Annotated in this window: 20 protein-coding genes and 1 tRNA gene; 19 read left to right on the top strand and 2 right to left on the bottom strand. The window is 46.2% G+C overall.

The features are described from left to right. Window positions 1-91 precede the first annotated feature (91 nt). Window positions 92-2020, bottom strand: a complete 1929-nt coding sequence (locus RW114_RS16250; protein ID WP_340123815.1) for a chemotaxis protein CheB — start codon at window positions 2018-2020, stop codon at window positions 92-94. Window positions 2021-2398: 378 nt separating this feature from the next. Here RW114_RS16250 and RW114_RS16245 point away from each other — a divergent pair, with 378 nt between their 5' ends. From RW114_RS16245 to RW114_RS16155, 19 genes are all read left to right on the top strand, one after another. Continuing rightward, window positions 2399-3748, top strand: coding sequence for a Na(+)-translocating NADH-quinone reductase subunit A (locus RW114_RS16245; protein WP_340123814.1), 1350 nt, complete (start codon window positions 2399-2401; stop codon window positions 3746-3748). After that, window positions 3748-4950 carry an NADH:ubiquinone reductase (Na(+)-transporting) subunit B gene (locus tag RW114_RS16240; RefSeq protein ID WP_340123813.1) on the top strand — a complete coding sequence of 401 codons (1203 nt, stop codon included), beginning with the start codon at window positions 3748-3750 and terminating at the stop codon, window positions 4948-4950. Before RW114_RS16245 ends, RW114_RS16240 begins: the two co-directional genes overlap by 1 nt. Further along, window positions 4943-5827 carry a Na(+)-translocating NADH-quinone reductase subunit C gene (locus tag RW114_RS16235; RefSeq protein WP_340123812.1) on the top strand — a complete coding sequence of 295 codons (885 nt, stop codon included), beginning with the start codon at window positions 4943-4945 and terminating at the stop codon, window positions 5825-5827. The genes RW114_RS16240 and RW114_RS16235 overlap by 8 nt, the downstream gene beginning before the upstream one ends. 2 nt (window positions 5828-5829) lie before the next feature. After that, window positions 5830-6510, top strand: coding sequence for an NADH:ubiquinone reductase (Na(+)-transporting) subunit D (locus RW114_RS16230; RefSeq protein ID WP_340123811.1), 681 nt, complete (start codon window positions 5830-5832; stop codon window positions 6508-6510). Next, window positions 6510-7118: an NADH:ubiquinone reductase (Na(+)-transporting) subunit E gene (gene nqrE, locus RW114_RS16225; protein WP_340123810.1), complete on the top strand. Its 609-nt coding sequence runs from the start codon at window positions 6510-6512 to the stop codon at window positions 7116-7118. Before RW114_RS16230 ends, nqrE begins: the two co-directional genes overlap by 1 nt. Window positions 7119-7130: 12 nt before the next feature. Next, window positions 7131-8351, top strand: a complete 1221-nt coding sequence (gene nqrF / locus RW114_RS16220) for an NADH:ubiquinone reductase (Na(+)-transporting) subunit F (protein ID WP_340123809.1) — start codon at window positions 7131-7133, stop codon at window positions 8349-8351. 106 nt (window positions 8352-8457) lie between these two features. Then, complete coding sequence (nqrM, locus tag RW114_RS16215) at window positions 8458-8643, top strand: (Na+)-NQR maturation NqrM (protein WP_340123808.1); 186 nt, start codon at window positions 8458-8460, stop codon at window positions 8641-8643. A 187-nt stretch (window positions 8644-8830) separates the two neighbouring features. Next, the gene (locus tag RW114_RS16210) at window positions 8831-9226 is read left to right on the top strand and encodes a CBS domain-containing protein (protein WP_340123807.1); all 396 of its coding nucleotides are present in this window, start codon (window positions 8831-8833) and stop codon (window positions 9224-9226) included. Between the two features lie 100 nt (window positions 9227-9326). Then, entirely contained in the window at window positions 9327-10781 is a 1455-nt protein-coding gene (gene sbcB, locus RW114_RS16205; protein WP_340123806.1) for an exodeoxyribonuclease I, read from the top strand. Window positions 10782-10922: 141 nt separating this feature from the next. Further along, window positions 10923-10999, top strand: a tRNA-Met gene (locus RW114_RS16200). 169 nt (window positions 11000-11168) lie between these two features. After that, entirely contained in the window at window positions 11169-11654 is a 486-nt protein-coding gene (gene rimP / locus RW114_RS16195; protein ID WP_340123816.1) for a ribosome maturation factor RimP, read from the top strand. Continuing rightward, window positions 11644-13161, top strand: coding sequence for a transcription termination factor NusA (nusA, locus tag RW114_RS16190; protein WP_340123805.1), 1518 nt, complete (start codon window positions 11644-11646; stop codon window positions 13159-13161). Before rimP ends, nusA begins: the two co-directional genes overlap by 11 nt. Before the next feature lie 10 nt (window positions 13162-13171). Next, window positions 13172-15853 carry a translation initiation factor IF-2 gene (gene infB, locus RW114_RS16185; protein WP_340123804.1) on the top strand — a complete coding sequence of 894 codons (2682 nt, stop codon included), beginning with the start codon at window positions 13172-13174 and terminating at the stop codon, window positions 15851-15853. A gap of 5 nt (window positions 15854-15858) precedes the next feature. Continuing rightward, complete coding sequence (gene rbfA / locus RW114_RS16180; RefSeq protein WP_340123803.1) at window positions 15859-16236, top strand: 30S ribosome-binding factor RbfA; 378 nt, start codon at window positions 15859-15861, stop codon at window positions 16234-16236. A 5-nt stretch (window positions 16237-16241) separates the two neighbouring features. Further along, window positions 16242-17192 carry a tRNA pseudouridine(55) synthase TruB gene (gene truB, locus RW114_RS16175; RefSeq protein WP_340123802.1) on the top strand — a complete coding sequence of 317 codons (951 nt, stop codon included), beginning with the start codon at window positions 16242-16244 and terminating at the stop codon, window positions 17190-17192. A 124-nt stretch (window positions 17193-17316) separates the two neighbouring features. Further along, a complete protein-coding gene (rpsO, locus tag RW114_RS16170; RefSeq protein ID WP_300485838.1) occupies window positions 17317-17586 on the top strand; it encodes a 30S ribosomal protein S15 in 270 nt (89 codons plus the stop codon). Window positions 17587-17694: 108 nt separating this feature from the next. Beyond that, window positions 17695-19773 carry a polyribonucleotide nucleotidyltransferase gene (pnp, locus tag RW114_RS16165; protein WP_340123801.1) on the top strand — a complete coding sequence of 693 codons (2079 nt, stop codon included), beginning with the start codon at window positions 17695-17697 and terminating at the stop codon, window positions 19771-19773. 205 nt (window positions 19774-19978) lie between these two features. Next, the gene (locus tag RW114_RS16160) at window positions 19979-20488 is read left to right on the top strand and encodes a M23 family metallopeptidase (protein ID WP_340123800.1); all 510 of its coding nucleotides are present in this window, start codon (window positions 19979-19981) and stop codon (window positions 20486-20488) included. Window positions 20489-20720: 232 nt separating this feature from the next. Beyond that, window positions 20721-21065 (top strand): hypothetical protein, encoded by a 345-nt coding sequence (locus RW114_RS16155; RefSeq protein WP_340123799.1) that lies wholly within the window; start codon window positions 20721-20723, stop codon window positions 21063-21065. Window positions 21066-21165: 100 nt separating this feature from the next. On the opposite strand, the gene RW114_RS16150 is transcribed toward RW114_RS16155, so the two are convergent. Beyond that, window positions 21166-21447 carry a hypothetical protein gene (locus tag RW114_RS16150; protein ID WP_340123798.1) on the bottom strand — a complete coding sequence of 94 codons (282 nt, stop codon included), beginning with the start codon at window positions 21445-21447 and terminating at the stop codon, window positions 21166-21168. Between the last annotated feature and the right edge of the window lie 255 nt (window positions 21448-21702).

Here is a 21702-nt window from a genome sequence, read left to right as displayed (position 1 = left end):
CTTCTGGAAAACATATGGTTGGGAGGGATTTGGGGCGTTTAGGGCCGACGGTTTCGCTACAGTACCGTGCTGCTGGATAATTTTCCAAGAATCAGGCTGCAAAAAATTTAAAAACTTGAACATCGAGTATTATGTCTTGAAAACTCACCAGCAGCAGGTTTTGGCGATTATTCGGATTCGGCAGGGGGCGTACGCAGAGGAGTACAGGGTGAAAATCGCCATTGGTTTTGACCGACAGTTCCTGGTTCAGGATCGGTGTGCCTTGGTTGGCGGTCGAAATAGCGGAGCGCAGTTCCAGTTGCAGGCCTTCCCGCGCCATATCGATCATGTTGAGGGTGGCATGGCCGGGCGCAGGGCGCAGGTATTTTCCGGTCTCGCCATAGACATAGAGGATATTGCCCTTGAGATCCGTTACCACCGAGGTGGGCGCGTAGAATTGAAGCAGCAGGCGCCGGGTCAGTTCGGCCAAGTTGGTCTCCCTGGCGGATTTCATGATGTCTTCCGGCGTTTTGTGTGCCGGTGCTGTAGTCCAGTTCAAGTTGCTGGTCAACATGGCGCGGGTTGAAGCAGCGGTGGGAGTGGCGCGGTAGAACTTCCATTTGCGGTTGAGCGGCATAAACAGCTCGGTATGGTTACCGACGCCTTCCGACGGCGACAGAAACAGCACTCCGCCCGGCTTGAGCGCATAGTGAAAGGCCGGGATCAGGCGGTTTTGCAGTTCCGGCTCCAGATAAATCAACAGGTTGCGACAGCTGAGCAGGTCGAGCTTGGTAAAAGACGGATCCTTGATGATGTTCTGCACGGCAAATACCACCATTTCGCGAATTTCTTTTTTTACTCGATAGCCTCCGTCCTCCTTAATGAAGAATCGGCGCAGCCGCTCAGGCGTAACATCCTGCGCGATATTGGGCGGATAGTAACCGGCGCGGGCGGTATTAATGGTGTCTTCGGCAAGGTCGGTGCTGTATAGCTGCACTTTAAACTCGTAGCGGTATTCATCCATCAGCTCGCTCAACACTATCGCAATGGAATAGGCCTCTTCGCCGGTGGCGCAACCTGCCACCCAGACGCGGAAAACGTAGTCCTCCGATTTGTCCTTAAGCAGGGTCGGCAGGATGTCCTGCTTAAGCAGGATAAAAGCCTCCTGATCGCGAAAGAAGCTGGTGACATTGATCAGTAATTCCTTGAACAGCAACGTTATTTCGGATGGATGCTCCTTGAGTAAACGGGCATAGGTTTCGGTGTCCTCAGCGTTGTTCTGCGCCATACGACGCTGAATGCGGCGGGTGATGGTGCTTTTTTTGTACAGCGAGAAATCGTGGCCGGTGCTGGTGCGTAATTGCAGCAGGATGCGATTGATACCGCTTAACGCAATCGGGGGGGAGGGTGGGTTCAGTGTGTGTATGCCGGAGATTAGCGCTCCCGGCATTTTCTCCACCGGCAAAATATGGGTGACATAGCCTGCCTGGATGGCGCTGGCCGGCATACCGTCGAATTTGGCGGTAGTCGGTTCCTGTGCAATGGTGATGCCGCCGGCGCCTAGGATGGCACGTAATCCCAGCGTACCGTCTGTACCGGTGCCGGACAAAATGATGCCGCAGGACCTTTCGGACTGATCTTCAGCCAGCGAACGCAGGAAGACGTCGATGGGCATGCGCTGCCCGTGAGGCGTTGTCGGTATGCTCAGTTGCAAGGTGCCGTGGATGATGGTCATATCGCGGTTGGGAGGAATTACATAGACGCGGTTAGGCAAAATTTGCATTTGATCCCGTACCTCAACCACCGGCATGGTGGTGACGCGTTGCAGGATTTCTGTGAGGATGCTGGCGTGACTGGGATCGAGATGCGAGACCAGAACGAAAGCCATGCCGCTATCGGGCGGGGCAAGGCGGAAGAACTGCTCGAAGGCCTCTAAACCACCGGCAGAAGCGCCCAAGCCGACTACCGGGAAGTTGATTTTATGTCGAGGCTGCTTTTTCGAGCGTGCCGATGGGGTCGGTTTGGTTTTTTTCTGGGTCATTGCGAGATGCTCTGTTTGCGCGGCATATTATGGCGGCGGATTTATGAATGCTCTGGGTTTGAGTAATTTATCGAGGTAAAGTCAACTCATTACCGTATTGCCTTAAATTACACCTGATGTTACGCACTGTCTACGAAAGCTAAAAAAGCTTTATAGTCAAAATAGGGGATGCTGCGCACGTCTTTTCTGAAATTAAATTGACGATTACCTTCTGGCACGCGCTACGCTTGGTGCCGGCGCCTCTTATATGTCTATTGAGAATGCCTCGTTTTTGTGGTCTAATGCCACGTTTTTATGTCTTAATGCGCCTCTTGTTTTATTTGTACTTGAAATGAAAGGATGGGATCAAACAACTTGATTGGAGAGCAGGCTCACACTATGCAATTTAGTATTAAAAAAGGTTTGGATCTACCTATTACAGGAGAGCCCGAACAAGTTATTGAGGATGGCAATAAGGTTAATTCCGTTGCTGTTCTGGGGATGGATTATGTAGGCATGAAGCCTACCATGATGGTCAGTGAGGGTGATACGGTCAAGTTGGGTCAAGTCCTGTTTACTGACAAGAAGAATCCTGGGGTTGTATTTACTTCACCCGGTGCGGGTGTCGTGAAATCCATTAATCGTGGTGCTAAGCGGGTTTTGCAGTCTGTTGTTATCGAACTGAAAGGAACGGCTCAGGAGTCATTTGCAAAATACAAGGCTTCAGAATTAGACGATTTATCGGCAGAACAGGTTAAAGAAAATCTGTTGACGTCGGGATTGTGGACGGCATTGCGTACTCGTCCTTATGGCAAAATTCCCTCTGTAGACAGCAAGCCCCGTTCTATTTTTGTGACTGCAATCGACACCAGTCCGTTAGCGGCAAATCCTGCGGTTATCATTAAAGAGCGTGGCGATGATTTCGCTAATGGTTTGGCGGTTATTGCCAAGTTGACGGAGGGTAAGACTTACGTTTGTAAGGCGACCAATGCTGACATTAGCACCGGTAATGCACCGGTAACCACCGCCGAGTTTTCAGGACCGCATCCTGCAGGACTGCCAAGCACCCATATTCATTTAATAGATCCGGTCAGTATCAATAAATTTGTCTGGCATCTGGATTATCAGGCGGTAATAGCCATCGGCGCATTATTTACCACCGGTAAAATCAATGTTGAACGCGTAGTGTCATTGGCAGGACCTACTGTTAAAAAACCACGGTTGATTCGTACCCGTGTCGGCGCTAATACCAATGATTTGGTTGCGGGTCAATTGGAGGGAGTCGAAAATCGGGTGATTTCAGGTTCGGTATTGTATGGACATCTGGCTGCAGATTGGGCCGCTTTTCTGGGTTGTTATAACAACCAGATTTCGGTATTGCAAGAAGGCCGCGCTCGTGAATTGTTCGGCTGGATTGTTCCGGGTAAAGACAAATATTCAGCGCTTAATGTTTATACCTCCAGCGTTGACCGTAAGTTGAATCGTAAATTCCCCTTAACAACCGATAAAAACGGCAGCAACCGGGCGATTGTTCCTGTTGGTGTTTATGAAGCCGTTATGCCACTGGATATTTTGTCTACACCGCTGTTAAAAGCGCTGGTGGTCGGTGATACGGATCAGGCTCAATTATTAGGCTGTTTAGAGCTTGATGAGGAAGATGTTGCCTTATTTACGTTTGTGGATCCTGGTAAACATGATTTTGCTCCTGTATTGAGAGCGAATTTAACTAAAATTGAGAAGGAAGGATAATGTCGCCTAGAGATATTTTAGACAGCATAGAACCGCATTTCACCAAAGGTGGGCGGTTCGAGAAGTATTACGGTCTTTACGAGATGGTGGATACTTTCATCTATACACCGGCTGATGTAACGCGCGGCACCACCCATGTTCGTGACGGCAATGACCTGAAACGAACCATGACTTTTGTGGTCATTGCTACATTTTTTTGCATCTTGATGGCTTGGTATAACACCGGTTATCAGGCCAATTTAGCCATGGAAGCGATGGGTCTGGAAAAAGCCCAAGGCTGGCGCAGTATCCCGATGATGATCTTCGGTTACAGTACCATGAATCCGTTTTCGAATATGGTTCACGGCGCTTTGTACTTTCTGCCTATTTATATAGTGACGCTGGCTGTTGGCGGTGTGTGGGAAGTATTGTTCGCTACCGTTCGCGGCCATGAAGTGAATGAGGGTTTTCTGGTGTCGTCGATGTTGTACGCCTTGATTTTGCCGCCTGATATGCCTTTATGGCAGGTGGCGTTGGGTATTTCTTTCGGTATTGTTATCGGTAAGGAAGTATTCGGGGGTACCGGTAAAAACTTTTTGAATCCGGCATTAACTGGACGAGCATTTTTATATTTCGCTTATCCTGCATCTATTTCAGGCGATTCGGTATGGGTTGCCGTTGATGGTTATACTGCAGCGACACCATTAGGTTTGGCCGCAACTGGCGGGCTTGAAGCGATTTACTCGGCAAATTACAGCTGGATGCAAAGCTTTTTTGGTTTTGAACCGGGCTGTCTTGGCGAAACTTCAACGCTGGCTATTTTAATCGGCGCGGCCTTCCTGTTGTACACCAAAGTGGCGTCGTACCGCACTATGGGCGGCGTATTTGCAGGCATGGTAGCAACCTCGTTGATGTTCAACATCATCGGCAGCGACACCAACCACATGTTTGCCCTGCCCTGGTACTGGCATTTGACGATGGGCGGCTTTGCTTTCGGCATGGTTTATATGGCGACCGACCCGGTCAGTGGGGCAATGACCGATACCGGTCGCTGGGTGTACGGGGCTTTAATCGGAGGAATGACGGTATTAATCAGGGTTGTTAATCCGGCATTCCCGGAAGGCATTATGCTGGCAATTCTGTTTTCCAACATGTTTGCGCCTACGATTGATTATTTTGTCATTCAGGCCAATATCAGAAGAAGGATGAAACGTCATGCTTAAATGCGAACAATTCAATAAAATTTGCATCGCACTGGATAATTGCGAGCATTATCAAAAGTTCAAGGTTTACAAGGATAAAATTCTGGCCTTAGGCAACGATAGTTTGGAAAAAACCATTGCTATTGCGGTTGCGCTTTGTCTGGTTTGTGCAGTTCTGGTTTCATTTTCTGCGGTTGCTTTAAAGCCTCTTCAAGTCCATAACAAAAAACTGGACATGAAAAAGAACATTCTTGATGTGGCGGGTTTGCTCGAAGAAGACAGCAATATTGATACAGAGTTTGCAGAAAGAATCGAGGCTAAAATCGTCGATCTGGAAACGGGTGACTATGTTGAGGATATGAATGTCGCTGAATACGATCAACGCAAGGCGGCAAAAGATCCTGAGTTAAGTGTCGCTATTCCAAAAGACAAAGATATTGCTCACATTCGAGTCAAGGCTAAATATGCCAAGGTCTTTTTGGTCAAAGAGGCCGGCGCGATTAAGTCAATTATTCTTCCAGTCAATGGTTATGGTTTATGGTCCACGTTATATGGTTTTCTGTCAGTAGATCCCGATGGACAAACCGTACAAAGCATCAACTTTTACGATCAGGCCGAAACCCCGGGATTGGGTGGTGAAGTGGTTAATCCTGACTGGCGTGCGCTATGGAAAGGTAAAAAAATCTACCCGGAAACAAACGCCGACATGAATGAGCCAGTGTTAAGCTTGATTAAAGGCGTGGTTGATAACACTAAAGCCGGTTCACAATATCAGGTTGATGGTCTTGCCGGTGCAACCTTGACCAGTACCGGTGTCAGTAATCTGGTCAAATACTGGATGAGCAAAGAAGGTTTTGCCTCGTATTTAGCCAAAGTAAGAACGGATAAAGGAGTTTAATCATGAGTGCAATTTTAAGTGATGAAACAAAAAAAGTATTAACCACGCCGCTGGTTAATGATAACCCGATTACTTTGCAAGTTTTGGGTATTTGTTCGGCCTTGGCGGTTACGTCGCAAATGTCGACCTCGCTGATTATGGCGCTGGCATTGACTTCGGTGACTGGGTTTTCCAGTGCGGCCATCAGTTCGATTAGAAACCATATTCCCGGCAGCATACGGATCATCGTGCAGATGACTATTATTGCCTCCTTGGTTATCGTGGTAGATCAGATTTTGAAAGCCTTTGCTTATGAAATCAGTAAGCAGTTGTCGGTATTCGTGGGTCTGATTATTACCAACTGTATCGTGATGGGACGCGCCGAAGCTTATGCGATGAAAAATCCGCCTTTGGAAAGCTTTATGGACGGTATCGGTAATGGTTTGGGTTATAGCTTGATATTGATTATCGTCGCATTTTTTAGAGAGACTTTAGGTTCCGGTAAATTATTGGGCTTTGAGGTTTTTCCTCTAGCGAAAGATGGCGGTTGGTATGATCCTAACGGTTTGATGTTATTGCCACCTAGTGCTTTCTTTATTATTGGCTTGATTATCTGGTCTGTCCGTCAATGGAAACCCAATCAAGTTGAAAAAGCGGATTTTAAAATTTTGTCGATTGCTCATGGTGAAGGAGGGCATCACTAATGGAAGCTTATATCAGTTTATTTGTTAAGGCTGTCTTTATTGAAAACCTTGCGCTTTCCTTCTTTTTGGGAATGTGTACCTTTATCGCGGTTTCCAAGAAAATTTCGACAGCGATAGGTCTGGGTATTGCCGTTATGGTAGTGCAAACCATTACGGTTCCAGCTAATAATATGATCTACCATACCTTGTTAAAAGAAGATGCACTGTCCTGGATGGGCATTACCGGCGTGGATTTAAGCTTTTTAGCACTGTTAAGCTGTATCGGTATGATTGCGGCCTTGGTGCAAATTCTGGAAATGATTTTGGATAAATTTTTTCCGGCGTTGTATCACGCTTTAGGCGTGTTTCTGCCTTTAATCACGGTAAACTGTGCGATTCTTGGCGGTAGTTTGTTCATGATTGAGCGGGACTATAATTTCGGGGAAAGTGTCACTTACGGTGTGGGCAGTGGTCTAGGTTGGGCCCTGGCTATTACCGTCATGGCAGGCGTACGTGAAAAACTCAAATACAGTGATATTCCCGCCGGTTTACAAGGTCTGGGCATTACTTTTATTACTGCGGGTCTGATGTCGCTTGGCTTCATGGCTTTCTCTGGAATCCAACTTTAAAAAGGTAGCGTAATGCTGGAAATTCTATTAGGGATCATTATTTTCACGGCTTTTGTTATAGCACTGGTATTCGTTATCATCGGTGCTAAAAGCAAGCTGGTCGCTGAAGGAGATGTTGAGATCCTGATCAATAATGAAAAGAAAATTCATGTGCCTGCAGGGTCAAAACTATTGACGGCTTTATCCGATAATGGTTTGTTTGTTTCGTCAGCCTGCGGTGGTGGCGGTACTTGTGGGCAATGCAAGGTGAAAGTGCATTCAGGCGGCGGTGAAATTTTACCGACTGAATTAAGTCATATCAGTAAAAGGGAAGCGGCTCACGGTGAGCGTCTTTCTTGTCAGGTATCGGTTAAGCACGACATGAACATTGAAGTCGAAGACGATGTCTTCGGTGTTAAAAAATGGGAATGTACGGTTAAATCAAACCAAAATGTTGCCACTTTTATTAAGGAACTGGTGCTGGATTTACCAAAAGGTGAGGAAATCAACTATCGGGCGGGTGGTTATATTCAGATTGAATGTCCGTCGCATGTTTCCAAATACAGTGATTTTAACATCGAAGAAAAATTCCGTGATGATTGGGATAAGTTTAACTTATGGCGTTTTGTTTCTGACGTAAAAGAGTCGACGTTACGCGCTTATTCGATGGCGAGTTATCCTGAAGAAAAAGAAATCATGTTGAATGTGCGTATTGCAACGCCGCCGCCCGGTGCACCGGATAGCGTACCGCCAGGTATCATGTCTTCCTATATCTTTAATCTGAAACCGGGCGATAAATGTACTATTTCAGGGCCTTATGGCGAGTTTTACGCTAAAGATACCGAAAATGAAATGGTCTTTGTCGGTGGCGGTGCCGGTATGGCACCGATGCGTTCGCATATCTTCGATCAATTACGCAGGCTTAAATCCAAGCGTAAAATGAGCTTCTGGTATGGTGCGCGCAGTAAACGCGAAATGTTCTATGTCGAAGATTTCGATATGCTGGCCAAGGAAAATGACAATTTCGACTGGCATGTTGCGTTGTCCGATCCGTTACCGGAAGATAACTGGACGGGTTATACTGGTTTTATTCATAATGTTCTTTTCGAAGAATACATTAAGAATCATCCGGCTCCGGAAGATTGCGAGTTCTACATGTGCGGGCCGCCGATGATGAATTCGGCGGTAATCAAGATGCTGTTAGATAATGGCGTAGAGCCGGAAAATATCTTTTTGGACGATTTTGGCGGATAAGAACCGTAGGTTACGCTAAAGTAAACCTAACCTGCACGAGGAGTGCGGCTAAGCCCACTCCTCGTTTTTTTATTGTAGATATTTACAAATTTTACGAGGTGTTACCATGACTTATTTTTTAGTGACTTTTGTGTTTATGGCTTTTGTTATTGCCATTATGGCGATAGGTGTTATTTTCGGAAGACGCGCTATTAAAGGTTCATGTGGCGGTGCGGCAAACAACGCAAATTGTGTTTGTGTGGAAAAGTGTGATAAAAGAAAGAAACTGGAAGCTCATTTGAATCAAGGCTAGCAGCTTCCATCGTTGGTTCACGCCAAAGCTGTCGAGAATAGATGCTTTACGACCGCATGGACAGATTTTTGCTCCATGCAAAATCTGCATAGCCCACATCCCTGTGGGTTATGCAGGAGGTAGAGTAATGCAGAAGCTATTGCCGAGGCGACCTAGCCGGAATTTTTACAATAATAAGGAGTTTATTATGCTGGCGAAAATTACTATCGCAGATTATATGTCGAAAAGATTGGTTACACTTACTGAGAATACCAATGTAGTCGATGCCGTCAAGCAATTGCTGGATCATAAAATTACCGGAGCCCCTGTTGTCGATCAGCGGGGTCGCTTATTGGGTATGTTTTCTGAAAAGGATGTCATGAGGATTGTCTTGGAAACCGTCTACAACCAAAGCATGAGTGGTAAGGTAGGCGATTATATGAGTACAGAAGTCATCAGTGTTGATGCTGAATCCAGTATCGTGGATTTGGCGGAAAAGTTCGAGCAGACTACCGTCAGAAGTTTTCCTGTTTTCCAGGATAATGAGCTGGTCGGGATTGTTAGCCGCACCGATATCTTGAGAGCTTTGGCTTCAAGTCATTAAGGATTGCAACTGCTCCTGCGGTATTGCCTGCGACTGCATGGATGCAGGAGCAATTGCCAGTGTCTACCTCTGGTTCCACCACCCATAGCGGTTGAAAGTAATGAGCGGTACGCAAACCTTTTATTGGCATGATTACGAAACCTTCGGTACCGATCCGCAAAGAGACAGGCCTGTTCAATTTGCCGGGATTAGAACCGATTTTGATTTCAATATCGTAGACGATCCTTTAGTCATTTACTGCAAGCCGGCGGCAGACTGCCTTCCTCACCCGGACGCCTGTTTAATTACCGGGATTACCCCGCAACTCGCCGAGCAAAAAGGCGTTTGCGAAGCCGAGTTTATTCGCCTGATTCACGAGCAATTAGCTCAGCCGAATACCTGCACCCTGGGCTACAACAGCCTGCGTTTTGATGATGAGGTCACCCGTAACTGTCTGTATCGTAATTTTTATGATCCCTATGCAAGGGAATGGCAAAACGGCAGTTCGCGTTGGGATTTAATCGATGTGGTCAGAGCGGCCAAAGCCTTGCGTCCTGACGGCATCGTCTGGCCGGTTAACGAGCAGGGTGGTCCCAGTTTCAGGCTGGATCAACTGACTCGTGACAACAACATAGCTCATGAAGCCGCGCATGATGCGCTTTCCGATGTCTATGCGACGCTGGAAATCGCTAAACTAGTCAAGCAGGCCCAGCCCAAGCTCTATCAATTTCTGTTGCAGCATCGGGTTAAGGCTGAGGCGCTTAACTTGCTTCAGTTGGGCAGCTTTAAACCGATGGTGCATATTTCAGGTAAATATCCGGCCGCTAAAAATTGTCTGGCTATAGTGCTTCCTGTTTGCAAGCATCCTACCAACACCAACGGCATCATCGTCTATGACCTGTCGGTCGATCCGGAGTCGATGCTTAGATTATCGGTGGAAGAAATTCAGCGGAGAATCTTCACCGCAACGGCTGATTTGCCGGAAGGTGTGGCAAGAATCCCGTTAAAAACCGTGCATATCAACAAATGCCCCGTTTTAGCGCCCGTGTCCGTTATTAGACCGGATGACGCGCAGCGACTGGCAATCGATTTGGCGTTATGCTATGCCAATAGCGATAGGATTAAAGCTGCTGCCGGCTTGGCTGAAAAGTTGGCGGCAGTGTTTAGCGGCCATACTTACGCCGAACAAGATTCCGATCCCGATCTGGAAATTTACAGCGGCGGGTTTTTCTCTGAAAACGATAAAAAGCAAATGGCCAAAATTAGAGATATGCTGCCCGAGCAATTAGCTAAAGCGGCATTTAAATTTACCGATAGCCGATTGCCGGAAATGCTGTTTAGATACCGGGCCAGAAATTATCCGGAAACGTTGACTGCTGACGAGCTGTTAAGGTGGAATGAGTTTTGTGTTAAGCGGTTAACCGGTCTCCAAGCGGGCACCGGTATTTTGCTTGATGATTATTTCAGTCGCCTGAAAGAGTTGCACCGTGACGAAAAGGTCAATATCGGTATTGTTGATGCATTAAATACTTATGCACTTGAAAAAAAAGCTGTGCTGGGTATTCATGTTGATTGAAACCGTGATGGCCTTGTCTCTAAAGTTGATGCAGAGGGCATGCAATGAGTCTGGTAAGTAGCGAATTTTAGCGTACCTGATAAGATAGATTGATAAATAGCTTGCTAAATACTGAGAGTGCCCTATAATAACCAAATCAATCGCGGGGTGGAGCAGCTTGGTAGCTCGTCGGGCTCATAACCCGAAGGTCGTAGGTTCAAATCCTGCCCCCGCTACCATATAAAACTGCATGGATGCAGGAGCTAGTGTGACGCAAGGATTGGTTTCAGAAAACCCCATTTTGGGGTTTTCTGTTTTCTGGGCTTTGGTGATTTAAAGGCTCATAGTTGATTGTTAATGGAAGAGCCGTCGGCTCTTTTTTTTTGTGCGAAAGTAAGTGAGGAAAAGATGAAGCAGGCTCCTGAACATTTGGTTGACCTAATTGAGCCAATTGTTGAAGGTTTAGGTTATGAATGCGTAGGCATTGAATATAATCCTCACCCTAAACATGGCCTGTTAAGAATCTATATTGATAGTGAAAACGGGATTTTGGTTGAAGACTGTACTAAGGTTAGTCATCAAATCAGTGGGGCCATGGATGTGGAAGATCCCATATTAGGCAACTATCATTTGGAGGTTTCTTCGCCAGGTGCAGATCGACCGTTCTTTAAAGTGAGCCAGTTCGAACGATATATTGGCAGTAGGGTGTTGGTAAATTTATTTAAAGCCATAGATGGCCGTAGAAAAATTACAGGCCTGATAGTAAAAGTTGAAGGCGATACGATTTCGCTTCAAGAAGGTGATCAGATTTTTGAGGTTCCATTTATCGCGATGAGTAAAGCGCGTTTGGTTCCTGAGTATTTAATTGAAAAAGGAGGGCGCAGTGGCAAATAAAGAAATTTTATTGGTGGTGGATGTTTTTTCTAATGAAAAGGATATTGAAAAAGAGATTGTTTTTCAGGCTATAGAGTCAGCATTAGAAGCGGCTACGATCAAGCGTCACGTGAATCAAATTAAAGCTCGTGTTAGTATTGACAGGAAAACCGGTGATTACGTTACCTATAGAATCTGGGAGGTTGTTGATGCCAATGATCAAATTGATGGCGATGTCGAGTTTCCTGAGACGCAGGTTTTATTGGAAGTCGCCAGATTCGATAATCCTGATGTCCAGGTCGGTGATTTGGTCGAAGAGGAAATTGAATCTGTCGATTTTGGACGTATTGCTGCACAGACGGCCAAGCAGGTTATTATTCACAAAGTCAGGGAAGCTGAACGCAAGAAAATAGTTGATGCCTATCAGAGTCGCGTAGGCGAGCTGATCACCGGTATCGTAAAGCGTATTGAAAAGGGCAGCGTTTATCTGGATTTAGGTGGGCATGTAGAAGCTTATATTGCCAAAGAAGACATGATTCCTCGTGAAGCTATTCGTATTGGCGACAGAATCAGGGGTTACTTGAAAGATGTGCGCTCGGAGCCACGCGGCCCGCAATTGTTTGTCAGTCGGACTGCGCCGGAATTGCTGATTGCCTTGTTCCGTCTTGAAGTGCCTGAGGTGGGCGAAGGTTTGATCGAAGTGATGGGCGCGGCGCGTGATCCCGGTTCCAGAGCCAAGATTGCAGTCAAGGGTAATGATCCAAGACTGGATCCCGTCGGTGCTTGCGTCGGCATGAGAGGATCGAGAGTGCAGTCGGTTTCAAATGAACTGGCTGGAGAGCGCGTTGACATTATTCTTTGGAATCCAAGTGATGCTCAGTTTGTAATTAATGCGATGTCACCGGCTGAAATCCAGTCTATTGTTGTCGATGAAGACAAGCACAGCATGGATTTGGCAGTCAGTTCAGACAATCTGTCTCAGGCTATCGGTCGCGGCGGTCAAAATGTACGTCTTGCGACCCAATTAACGGGTTGGGAGCTGAATGTCATCGATGCCTCTAAGGCAGAAGAAAACAGTGAAGCCGAGGCCGATAAGATAAAACAATTATTTGTCGATCAACTGGGTGTCGATGAAGATATTGCCTTGATTCTGGTTGAAGAGGGTTTTAATACGGTTGAAGAAATTGCCTATGTTCCGGTTAGTGAAATGCTGGAAATTGAAGGCTTTGATGAAGATCTTGTTATTGCGCTTAGAAGCCGCGCTAAAGATGCATTGCTGATTAGTGCTATTGCGGCTGAAGAAGTCATAGAAACAGCGGAACCTGCACAGGACTTGCTGGAAATGGAAGGCATGAACAAGGATTTGGCTTATGATATGGCAAGTCATGGCATTATTACGATGGATGATTTGGCAGAGCAGGCGGTAGATGATTTGTTGGGTTTTCCAGGAATGAACGAAGATCGGGCGGCAAAATTGATTATGAAGGCGCGTGAGCCTTGGTTTGCTGAGGAACAGGCGAGTAGGTAAGGGGTATGAAATGAGTAATAAAACGGTACGACAATTAGCTGAGGTAGTAAAAATACCTTTGGAACGATTATTAGAGCAACTGAAAGAAGCAGGATTATCTGCGAGTGCCCCTGATGATGTGATCAATGAAGATGAAAAGATGCAGTTGCTTGCGCATTTGCGCAAACGCCATGGTAAGAATGAAGGCGAGGTCGATGGTTCACTGAGACGGGTGACTTTAAAACGCAGAACTGTGAGCGAACTTAAACAGTCTAGCGTACCAGGCAGTACTACCAAAACGATTAGCGTTGAAGTTCGAAAGCAGAAAACTTATATAAAACGCAATGAAGTAGTCGAACCTGATGAACAAAGGAACTTGGAGTTAGCCAAGCAAACTAAAGAACAGGTTGTACAGCAAACTGAAAATGTTCCTGAAATTGAAGAACAGATAAAGGCAGAAAGAGTCGTTTTGGAAGAAAAGAAAGAAGATCTTATCGTTGAGTCGGCAGTTAAACCTGTTGTCGAAGTAGTTAAACCCGAAGTCGCTAGTGTGCCTGAAGCGCCATCCCTGTCAGTCGAAGAAAAGACTGAGATCTTACCCGATTCGTCACGCCGCTCCGCTGCTCCCGACATTACTCAACCTCCTGCGTCCATGCAGTCGAAGGAAGAACAGAAGGAGCAATTGGCTAAAAGTAAAGAAGCGACTGAAGCCAGAAAAAAACAGCAGGAAAAAGATATTCGACTTGAGGAGTCCATCAAAAGAAATGCCGACAAAGTAAGGCAGCAAGCTTCAGCCAAGCAAGAAATACTGCATAGAAAGAAACAGGAGGAAGGTGCGCGCGCTGGAGCAGGGGGCAGAGATGCCAAAAGGCCGAAGAAAAAAGGTAAGAAAGCTGAGCGCGTCAGTGTGAAGTCTGATGGCAAGCATCAATTTGAAATGCCGGTTGAGCCTGTTGTAAAAGAGGTCAGTATACCTGAAATGATTATGGTATCTGACCTTGCTCAAAAGATGAGTGTTAAAGCCGCCATGGTAATTAAGCATTTGATGAAGCTCGGTATTATGGCGACTATTAATCAAAGCATAGACCAGGAAACAGCGGCAATTCTGGTTGAAGAAATGGGTCACAAAGCGATTATGCAGAGTGATGACGATCTTGAGCAGGAAATGCTGGCTGAGGCGCAAGAAGAAGATAATCGTGTGGCATTACCGCGAGCGCCTATTGTTACCATCATGGGTCATGTCGATCACGGTAAAACCTCGTTGTTGGATTACATCCGTAAAACGCGTGTTGCTGCCGGTGAAGCGGGCGGTATTACCCAGCATATCGGCGCTTATCAGGTAAAAACCGATCACGGCTCAGTCACCTTTTTGGACACACCGGGTCATGCGGCATTTACCGCCATGCGTGCCCGAGGCGCGGATGTTACCGACGTGGTGATTGTGGTGGTTGCAGCGGATGACGGCGTGATGCCGCAAACAAGGGAAGCGGTCGAACACGCCAGAGCGGCCAATGTGCCGATTATTGTGGCGATGAATAAGATGGATAAGCCCGCCGCCAATCCTGACAAAGTGATGCAGGAGCTGTCTACCATCAACGTACTTGCGGAAGAGTGGGGCGGCGATGTGCAGTTCCTGAAGATTTCGGCGAAAACCGGTGAAGGTATCGATGAGTTAATCGAAGCGTTGATTGTTCAAACTGAAATCCTTGAATTGAAAGCGCCTGTTGAAGGCCCGGCATCAGGTATTGTTATTGAATCAAGGCTTGATAAAGGCCGCGGCGTCGTGGCAACGGTACTGATTCAAAAAGGTACGTTGGAAAGCGGTCAGATGGTGCTGTGCGGTCATGAATATGGCCGCGTTCGAGCCATGTTTAACGAGAACGGCAAAACGATTAAAGCGGCAGGTCCTTGTGCGCCGGTTGAAATTCTAGGACTTTCGGGTACACCGAATGCCGGCGATGAATTTCTGGTGGTACAAAACGAACGTATTGCCAAAGATTTGGCCAAACATCGTGAAGATCGCATGAAGCTGTCCCGGCATGCCGTGCAACACGCCTCTAAACTGGACGAAGTATTCTCCAGAATGGCAACCGGTGAACTTGCCAGCGTCAATCTGGTGCTTAAGACGGATGTACAGGGCAGTCTGGAAGCGTTACGTAGCGCCCTAATCGGCTTGTCTAATGACGAAGTCGAAGTTAAAGTCGTTTTTGGCGGCGTGGGCGGCATTAATGAAGGCGATGCGAATTTGGCCTTGGCTTCCGGTGCGATTCTAATGGGCTTTAATGTCCGAGCCGATACCACTGCACGCAAACTGATTGAAGAAAAAGGCATCGACCTGCATTACTACAGCATCATTTATGAAGCGATTGATGAGGTTAAAAAAGCCATCAGCGGCATGTTGGCGCCTGAAATTAGAGAACAGATTGTCGGTCTTGCCGAAGTGCGCGATGTATTTAAATCGCCAAAATTCGGCGCAGTTGCCGGCTGTATGGTTATTGACGGTTTTGTGAAGAGAAATCTGCCTATCCGGGTACTGCGTGAGAACGTAGTCATTTATGAAGGACAGCTGGAATCTTTGCGTCGCTTCAAAGATGATGCGGCCGAGGTCAAGATGGGCATGGAGTGCGGTATCGGGGTAAAAAATTACAACGACGTGCAACCCGGCGATCAGATCGAAGTTTTTGAACGCATCGAAGTTAAACGGGAACTGTAAACCTTATGGCAAGAGAATTCGGTCGTAATGCCCGTGTTTCATCACAGATGCAAAAAGAGCTTTCTTTGGTCTTGCAGCGTGACATCGATGATTCCAGGCTGGGATTTATTACTATCAATGAGGTTGTAGTCACTAAAGACCTTGCTGTGGCAAAAGTGTATGTCACGGTATTGAATGCCGATGAACAGGGCAAAAAAGCCAACGTTAAATTGCTTAACGAGTTGTCGCCTGTCATTCGGCATCAATTAGCCAAAAGGATGCGTTTGCGGCACATCTCTGATTTGCGTTTTCATTACGATGATTCGTTTGATACCGGCATGCGGGTATCGGAGCTGCTAAGTGATTTGCACGAGCGCGATTTGGATAAACCCGAGGAAGGTTAGCTTGCATGAGTAAACGCAAGTCCGGGTGCAATATTCACGGCATATTGCTGTTAGATAAACGTCTGGGCGTATCTTCAAACAAAGCCTTGCAGGAAGTCAGGCGCTTGTTTAATGCCAATAAAGCCGGGCATACCGGCAGCCTTGATCCCCTGGCTACCGGTTTGTTGCCACTTTGTTTCGGCGAAGCGACCAAGGTGTCGGGGATGATGCTCGATGACCATAAACGTTATCAGGCTGTTGTTCAGCTGGGGGTTATGACCGATACAGGCGACCTTGAAGGCACGATTATAGAAACTAAGCCCGTACCTGAATTATCTATTGATGCCATCCTGACTTGTCTTCAAAAATTTACCGGCGAAATCGATCAAGTTCCTCCGATGTATTCGGCTTTAAAGCATAACGGCAAAAAGCTTTACGAGCTCGCACGGGAAGGAATAACCATTGAGCGTAAAGCCAGACACATCACTATATTTGAACTGAAGTTACTGACTGATTCCGAATCTTTAGCCAAGGAACCGGATCAGTTGATGCTTGAAGTCTATTGTTCAAAAGGCACGTATATTCGTTCGTTGGCCGAAGACATCGGCCATGCTCTGGGTTGCGGCGGAACAGTAAAAGAATTACGGCGATTGGAAGCGGGGCAATTCAACATTGAAAATGCCAGAACTATCGAGCAATTGACCGCAATGGATCAGCAAGGCTTGTTTCAATGCCTGATAAATGTCGATAAACCGCTCGAAGCTCTACCCGCTGTGCAGTTGACTGATGAACAAGCTATTTGTATTAAATACGGTCAGTCGCTTAGCTTGTTAGCTTTCGACGAACTCGGGCAGAATGAATTCCAAGGTACTGTGCGTATGTATAACGATGCGGTATTTTTAGGCTTGGGGGAATTACTAAGGGATGGTAAACTAGCGCCGAAAAAGTTGTTTAATATGAACAACGATTTGCCCTAAAGCAAGCGCTCGGGCAGCAAAGAATACACCTGTTTCTACACCCTATCGTGGAAACAGTGTACTTAAGGAGTCGCCACTTTCGGCGGCTTTATTTTTTAATTTTTAATCTACATAGGGATTACAAATGCCATTTACAGCAGAACAAAAAAAAGCAGTCGTTGAAGCCTATCGTCAGTCAGAAACCGATACCGGTTCACCTGAAGTACAGGTTGCTTTATTGACAGCACACATCACCCATTTAACGCCGCACTTTGCAGAACACAAAAAAGACAATCATTCACGTCGTGGACTGTTGCGCATGGTTAATCAGCGTCGTAAGTTGCTGGATTATCTAAAGAATAAAGACCTAAACCGTTACCGTACTTTAATTGAACGTCTCGGCTTACGTAAGTAACAGAACAAAGAAACGGCACAATTCTCTTGTGCCGTTTTTGTTGTAAGTCGGGTTAGCGCTAGCGTAACCTGACACCCCTCCTTAATAACCTCGCAAAGGAACCTTATAGTGAATCCTATCAGGAAAGAATTTCAGTACGGCGATCGACTCGTTAAATTAGAAACCGGTGAAGTAGCACGTCAAGCAGACGGTGCTGTGATGATCGATGTAGATGGTACGACACTGTTGGTTACCGTCGTCGGTAAAAAACAGGCAAGCGGCGGTGATTTTTTTCCGTTGACTGTAAACTATCAAGAAAAAGCTTACGCAGCCGGTAAAATACCAGGCGGCTTTTTTAAGAGAGAAGGTCGTCCCAGTGAAAAAGAGACCTTAACGTCTCGCCTGATTGACCGGCCTATTCGTCCCCTTTTCCCAGAGGGCTATACCAACGAAGTTCAGATTATTGCAACCGTTGTATCGCTGAATCCTGACGTTGATCCGGAAATTCCTGCTTTATTGGGTGCCTCTGCTGCATTGGCAGTTTCAGGCTTGCCTTTTAACGGCCCAATCGGCGCCGCTACCGTGGGTTTTAAAGACGGCGAATATCTCTTAAACCCGACTGCTACCGCATTAAAAGAGTCTAAGCTGCAATTAGTGGTTGCAGGTACTGCACATGCCGTATTAATGGTAGAGTCAGAAGCTGACAATCTGTCGGAAGAAGTGATGTTGGGTGCGGTTTTATTCGGCCATCAGCAAATGCAGGTTGCCATTAATGCGATTAACGAATTTGCCGCCGCTGCCGGTGCAGGCGTCGTTGAGTGGGTAGCCCCCGAAATTAATGCCGAACTGAAAAAACGGGTAACAGCAGAAGTCGAAGCGGACATTAAAGCCGCTTATCAAGTTGCTGAAAAACTGGTTAGACAAGAACAACTGAAAGAAATTAGAAATACCGTCGTTGAAAAACTGGTAGCCAATGCCGAGTATGCAGAAAGTGACATCCGCGGCATTATCGAACATCTGGAATACAGCATCGTTCGTAACGCTATTCTTAACGAAGGCAAGCGTATTGACGGACGCGAATTAGACAAAATCAGACCGATTACCGTCAGAACCGGCGTATTGCCTAGAACCCATGGTTCCGCATTGTTTACCCGTGGCGAAACGCAAGCCTTAGTGGTTGCAACATTGGGCACGCAACGTGATGCGCAAATCATTGACGCGTTGGCCGGTGAGTACAAAGAACCGTTCATGCTGCATTACAACTTCCCTCCATACAGCGTTGGTGAAACCGGTTTTGTCGGCTCACCCAAACGTCGTGAGATCGGTCATGGTCGCTTGGCGAAACGTGGCGTTGCCGCCGTGTTACCGAACATGGAAGAGTTCCCGTACACCATTCGCGTTGTTTCTGAAGTCACTGAATCCAACGGTTCAAGCTCCATGGCTTCGGTCTGCGGCAGCAGCTTGGCGTTAATGGATGCCGGTGTGCCGATTAAATCACCGGTTGCCGGAATTGCGATGGGCCTGATTAAAGAAGGCGACAGCTTTGCCGTATTGTCTGACATCATGGGTGATGAAGATCACCTGGGCGACATGGACTTTAAGGTTGCAGGGTCTGTAGACGGTATTACCGCACTGCAAATGGACATCAAGATCGATGGCATTACCGCAGAAATCATGAAGTCGGCACTGGAACAAGCAAAACACGGTCGTTTGCATATCCTGGGCGAAATGAACAAAGCGTTGTCCAGCACCCGTGAAGAAATGTCCGACTTCGCACCGCGTATCATCACCTTTAAAATCGATCCTAGCAAAATTCGCGAAGTTATCGGTAAAGGCGGCGCAACCATCCGCAGTATTACCGAGCAAACCGGCGCCAGCGTTGATTTGACCGATGACGGTGTCGTTAAAGTGGCATCAGTTGATAAAGCGGCCGGTGAAGAAGCGCGTCGTATGATCGAGGAAATTACCGCAGAAGTTGAAGTCGGTAAAGTTTACGAAGGCAAAGTCGTCAGATTAATGGACTTCGGCGCTTTTGTTACGATACTTCCTGGTAAAGACGGCTTGGTTCATATCTCGCAAATTTCAGATGAACGCGTTGATAAAGTCAGCGACCGATTGAATGAAGGCGATGTGGTCAAAGTCAAAGTACTTGAAATAGACCGTCAAGGCAGAGTCAGATTGAGCATGAAAGAAATCGAAGTCGAATAACCCATGCTTGGTAGCCGCTCTTAACAAAAGGGCGGCTTAAAGGTGTTGAAAAGGGATTGTGATTCGTCGCAGTCCCTTTTTTCGTTTGGCTTATTACATAAAATTTTAGGGCGAATAAAGTATTAAGCTGGAAGATACTTAAAACATTTACTCAGGGATAATGCATGGAGTATAAGTGCAGATAAAGTATATTCACTTCAACATCATGAAAAAAATATCACTGATCCTTTTATCCATAGTGATTGCCTTCGGTTTTCTGATTCCGACAAGCCACAAAATTCCGGTAGAGGGTGCGAGCGAGGCCGATTGGAATCCGGCATCCTTCTGGTACCATCCTTGGGGGCGTTCCGGTACACATAAAGGAATAGATATTTTTGCCAAACAAGGGGTTCCGGTATTGGCGGCGAGTAGCGGCGTGGTGGTCTATACCGGTTTTAATGACATAGGCGGTAATATGGTAGTGGTATTGGGTGCGAAATGGCGTTTTTATTACTATGCTCATTTGCAGCGAATTGATACCCGTGTTTTACGACTGATCAGCACGGGCGATGCTATCGGTACAGTCGGTAATACCGGCAATGCACAAGGGAAACCTCCACATTTACATTTTGTTGTTCGTAGTTTGTTTCCATTATTTTGGCAATACGATGACAGTAAGCCGGAGCCTTGGAGTAGAATGTTTTACATTGATCCCGTTACGCTGTTAACTCCATAGTAGGGAGCGCAGAGCAAGAAATACCGCCGAGGGCGTTTGCTGATTGCCAATCTCCAGATTGGCAATCTCGAAACAAAAAGCCGGAGTTTCTAAGAACTGATTCCCAAGCTTGAACTTGAGAATCAGCAAAGTCGTCCCACAGTCCGAGTTAGCGTAATCGATGTTTATCGCTTCGAGGCATCGGGGAGTTAAATGACGTCAGTCAATCCACAAATAATCAATCGTGAATAAAATGATCAGCGACAGTCAAAAAATACAAATAGCTAAAAATTTCTCAGAGCTGCACAAAACGCCATTTGCTGCATGGACGCCGGATAAGGAATATCTGTCAGATGACGATCGTTATTTGGCGGTTTATGACAACCTTATTCTTGGCGTTTACGGCGATTGCTATGGGATTAACGCCGAGTACGATGAAGATGATAATTTAATCCAAGAAGCTACAGAGTTTGAAGTTGAGGTTGAAGGATTTGAATCAAAAGCGGGGAAGCCTGAAGTATTCTTTTTTGAAATAACCAGTGAATCGACAGGGGCAGGTAAATTCATTGAAGAACATGGCAGGCATGGTGATTGGTAGGACCGTAGGTTGGGTTAGCGTAGCGTAACCCGACATTTGCCGCGCGAATGTGTTGGGTTATGGCGCAAAAAAAGATGCGCTTGACCTTAACCTACGGAGCTTAAACATTGCTTAATATTTCCATTCCTTCTGTGACAAGCCGAACAAAATCTGTTGCATCTGAAAAATAGTTTTTAAACGCCATTCTTATGTCTTCGTTTGTATCCGCTTTAACCAATACTATATCCATCGATGGCTGCTCTTTCTCTAACTTAAAAAGTTCTTTTAGCGCTTCAGTTTCATTCCTATATGTTAGAACTTCCAATTCGCCATCAGGACCAAATATTAAAATTGCGTTTCTATTTTGACTGGCTTCTGACTCAACAACGTTAATCCCGCTCAACGTACGCAGTAAATTAAGATCCTTATCAACAGACCTGAATTCAGAAATTAAATCAGCGACGGCTTTGTCTGGAAATGCACCAAAGCTGTTTTCATGAATTCGCGCAATTATTTCACTTGCTATAGACTTCCAGAAAATTAATTTCCAAAACAGTAAAAAACTCCTTTGAAGATATACTTATTTCTACTGAAAAAACTTAAAGGAGCACTTAAAATCATAACGCTAAGCTTTTCGAATTCAATTGTACAAAAACTG

Source organism: Methylobacter svalbardensis (genome assembly GCF_037671525.1).
Taxonomy (GTDB): Bacteria; Pseudomonadota; Gammaproteobacteria; order Methylococcales; family Methylomonadaceae; genus Methylobacter_A; species Methylobacter_A svalbardensis.
Note: the sequence above shows the minus strand (reverse complement) of the source record. Positions and strands in the feature narration are given on the sequence as shown.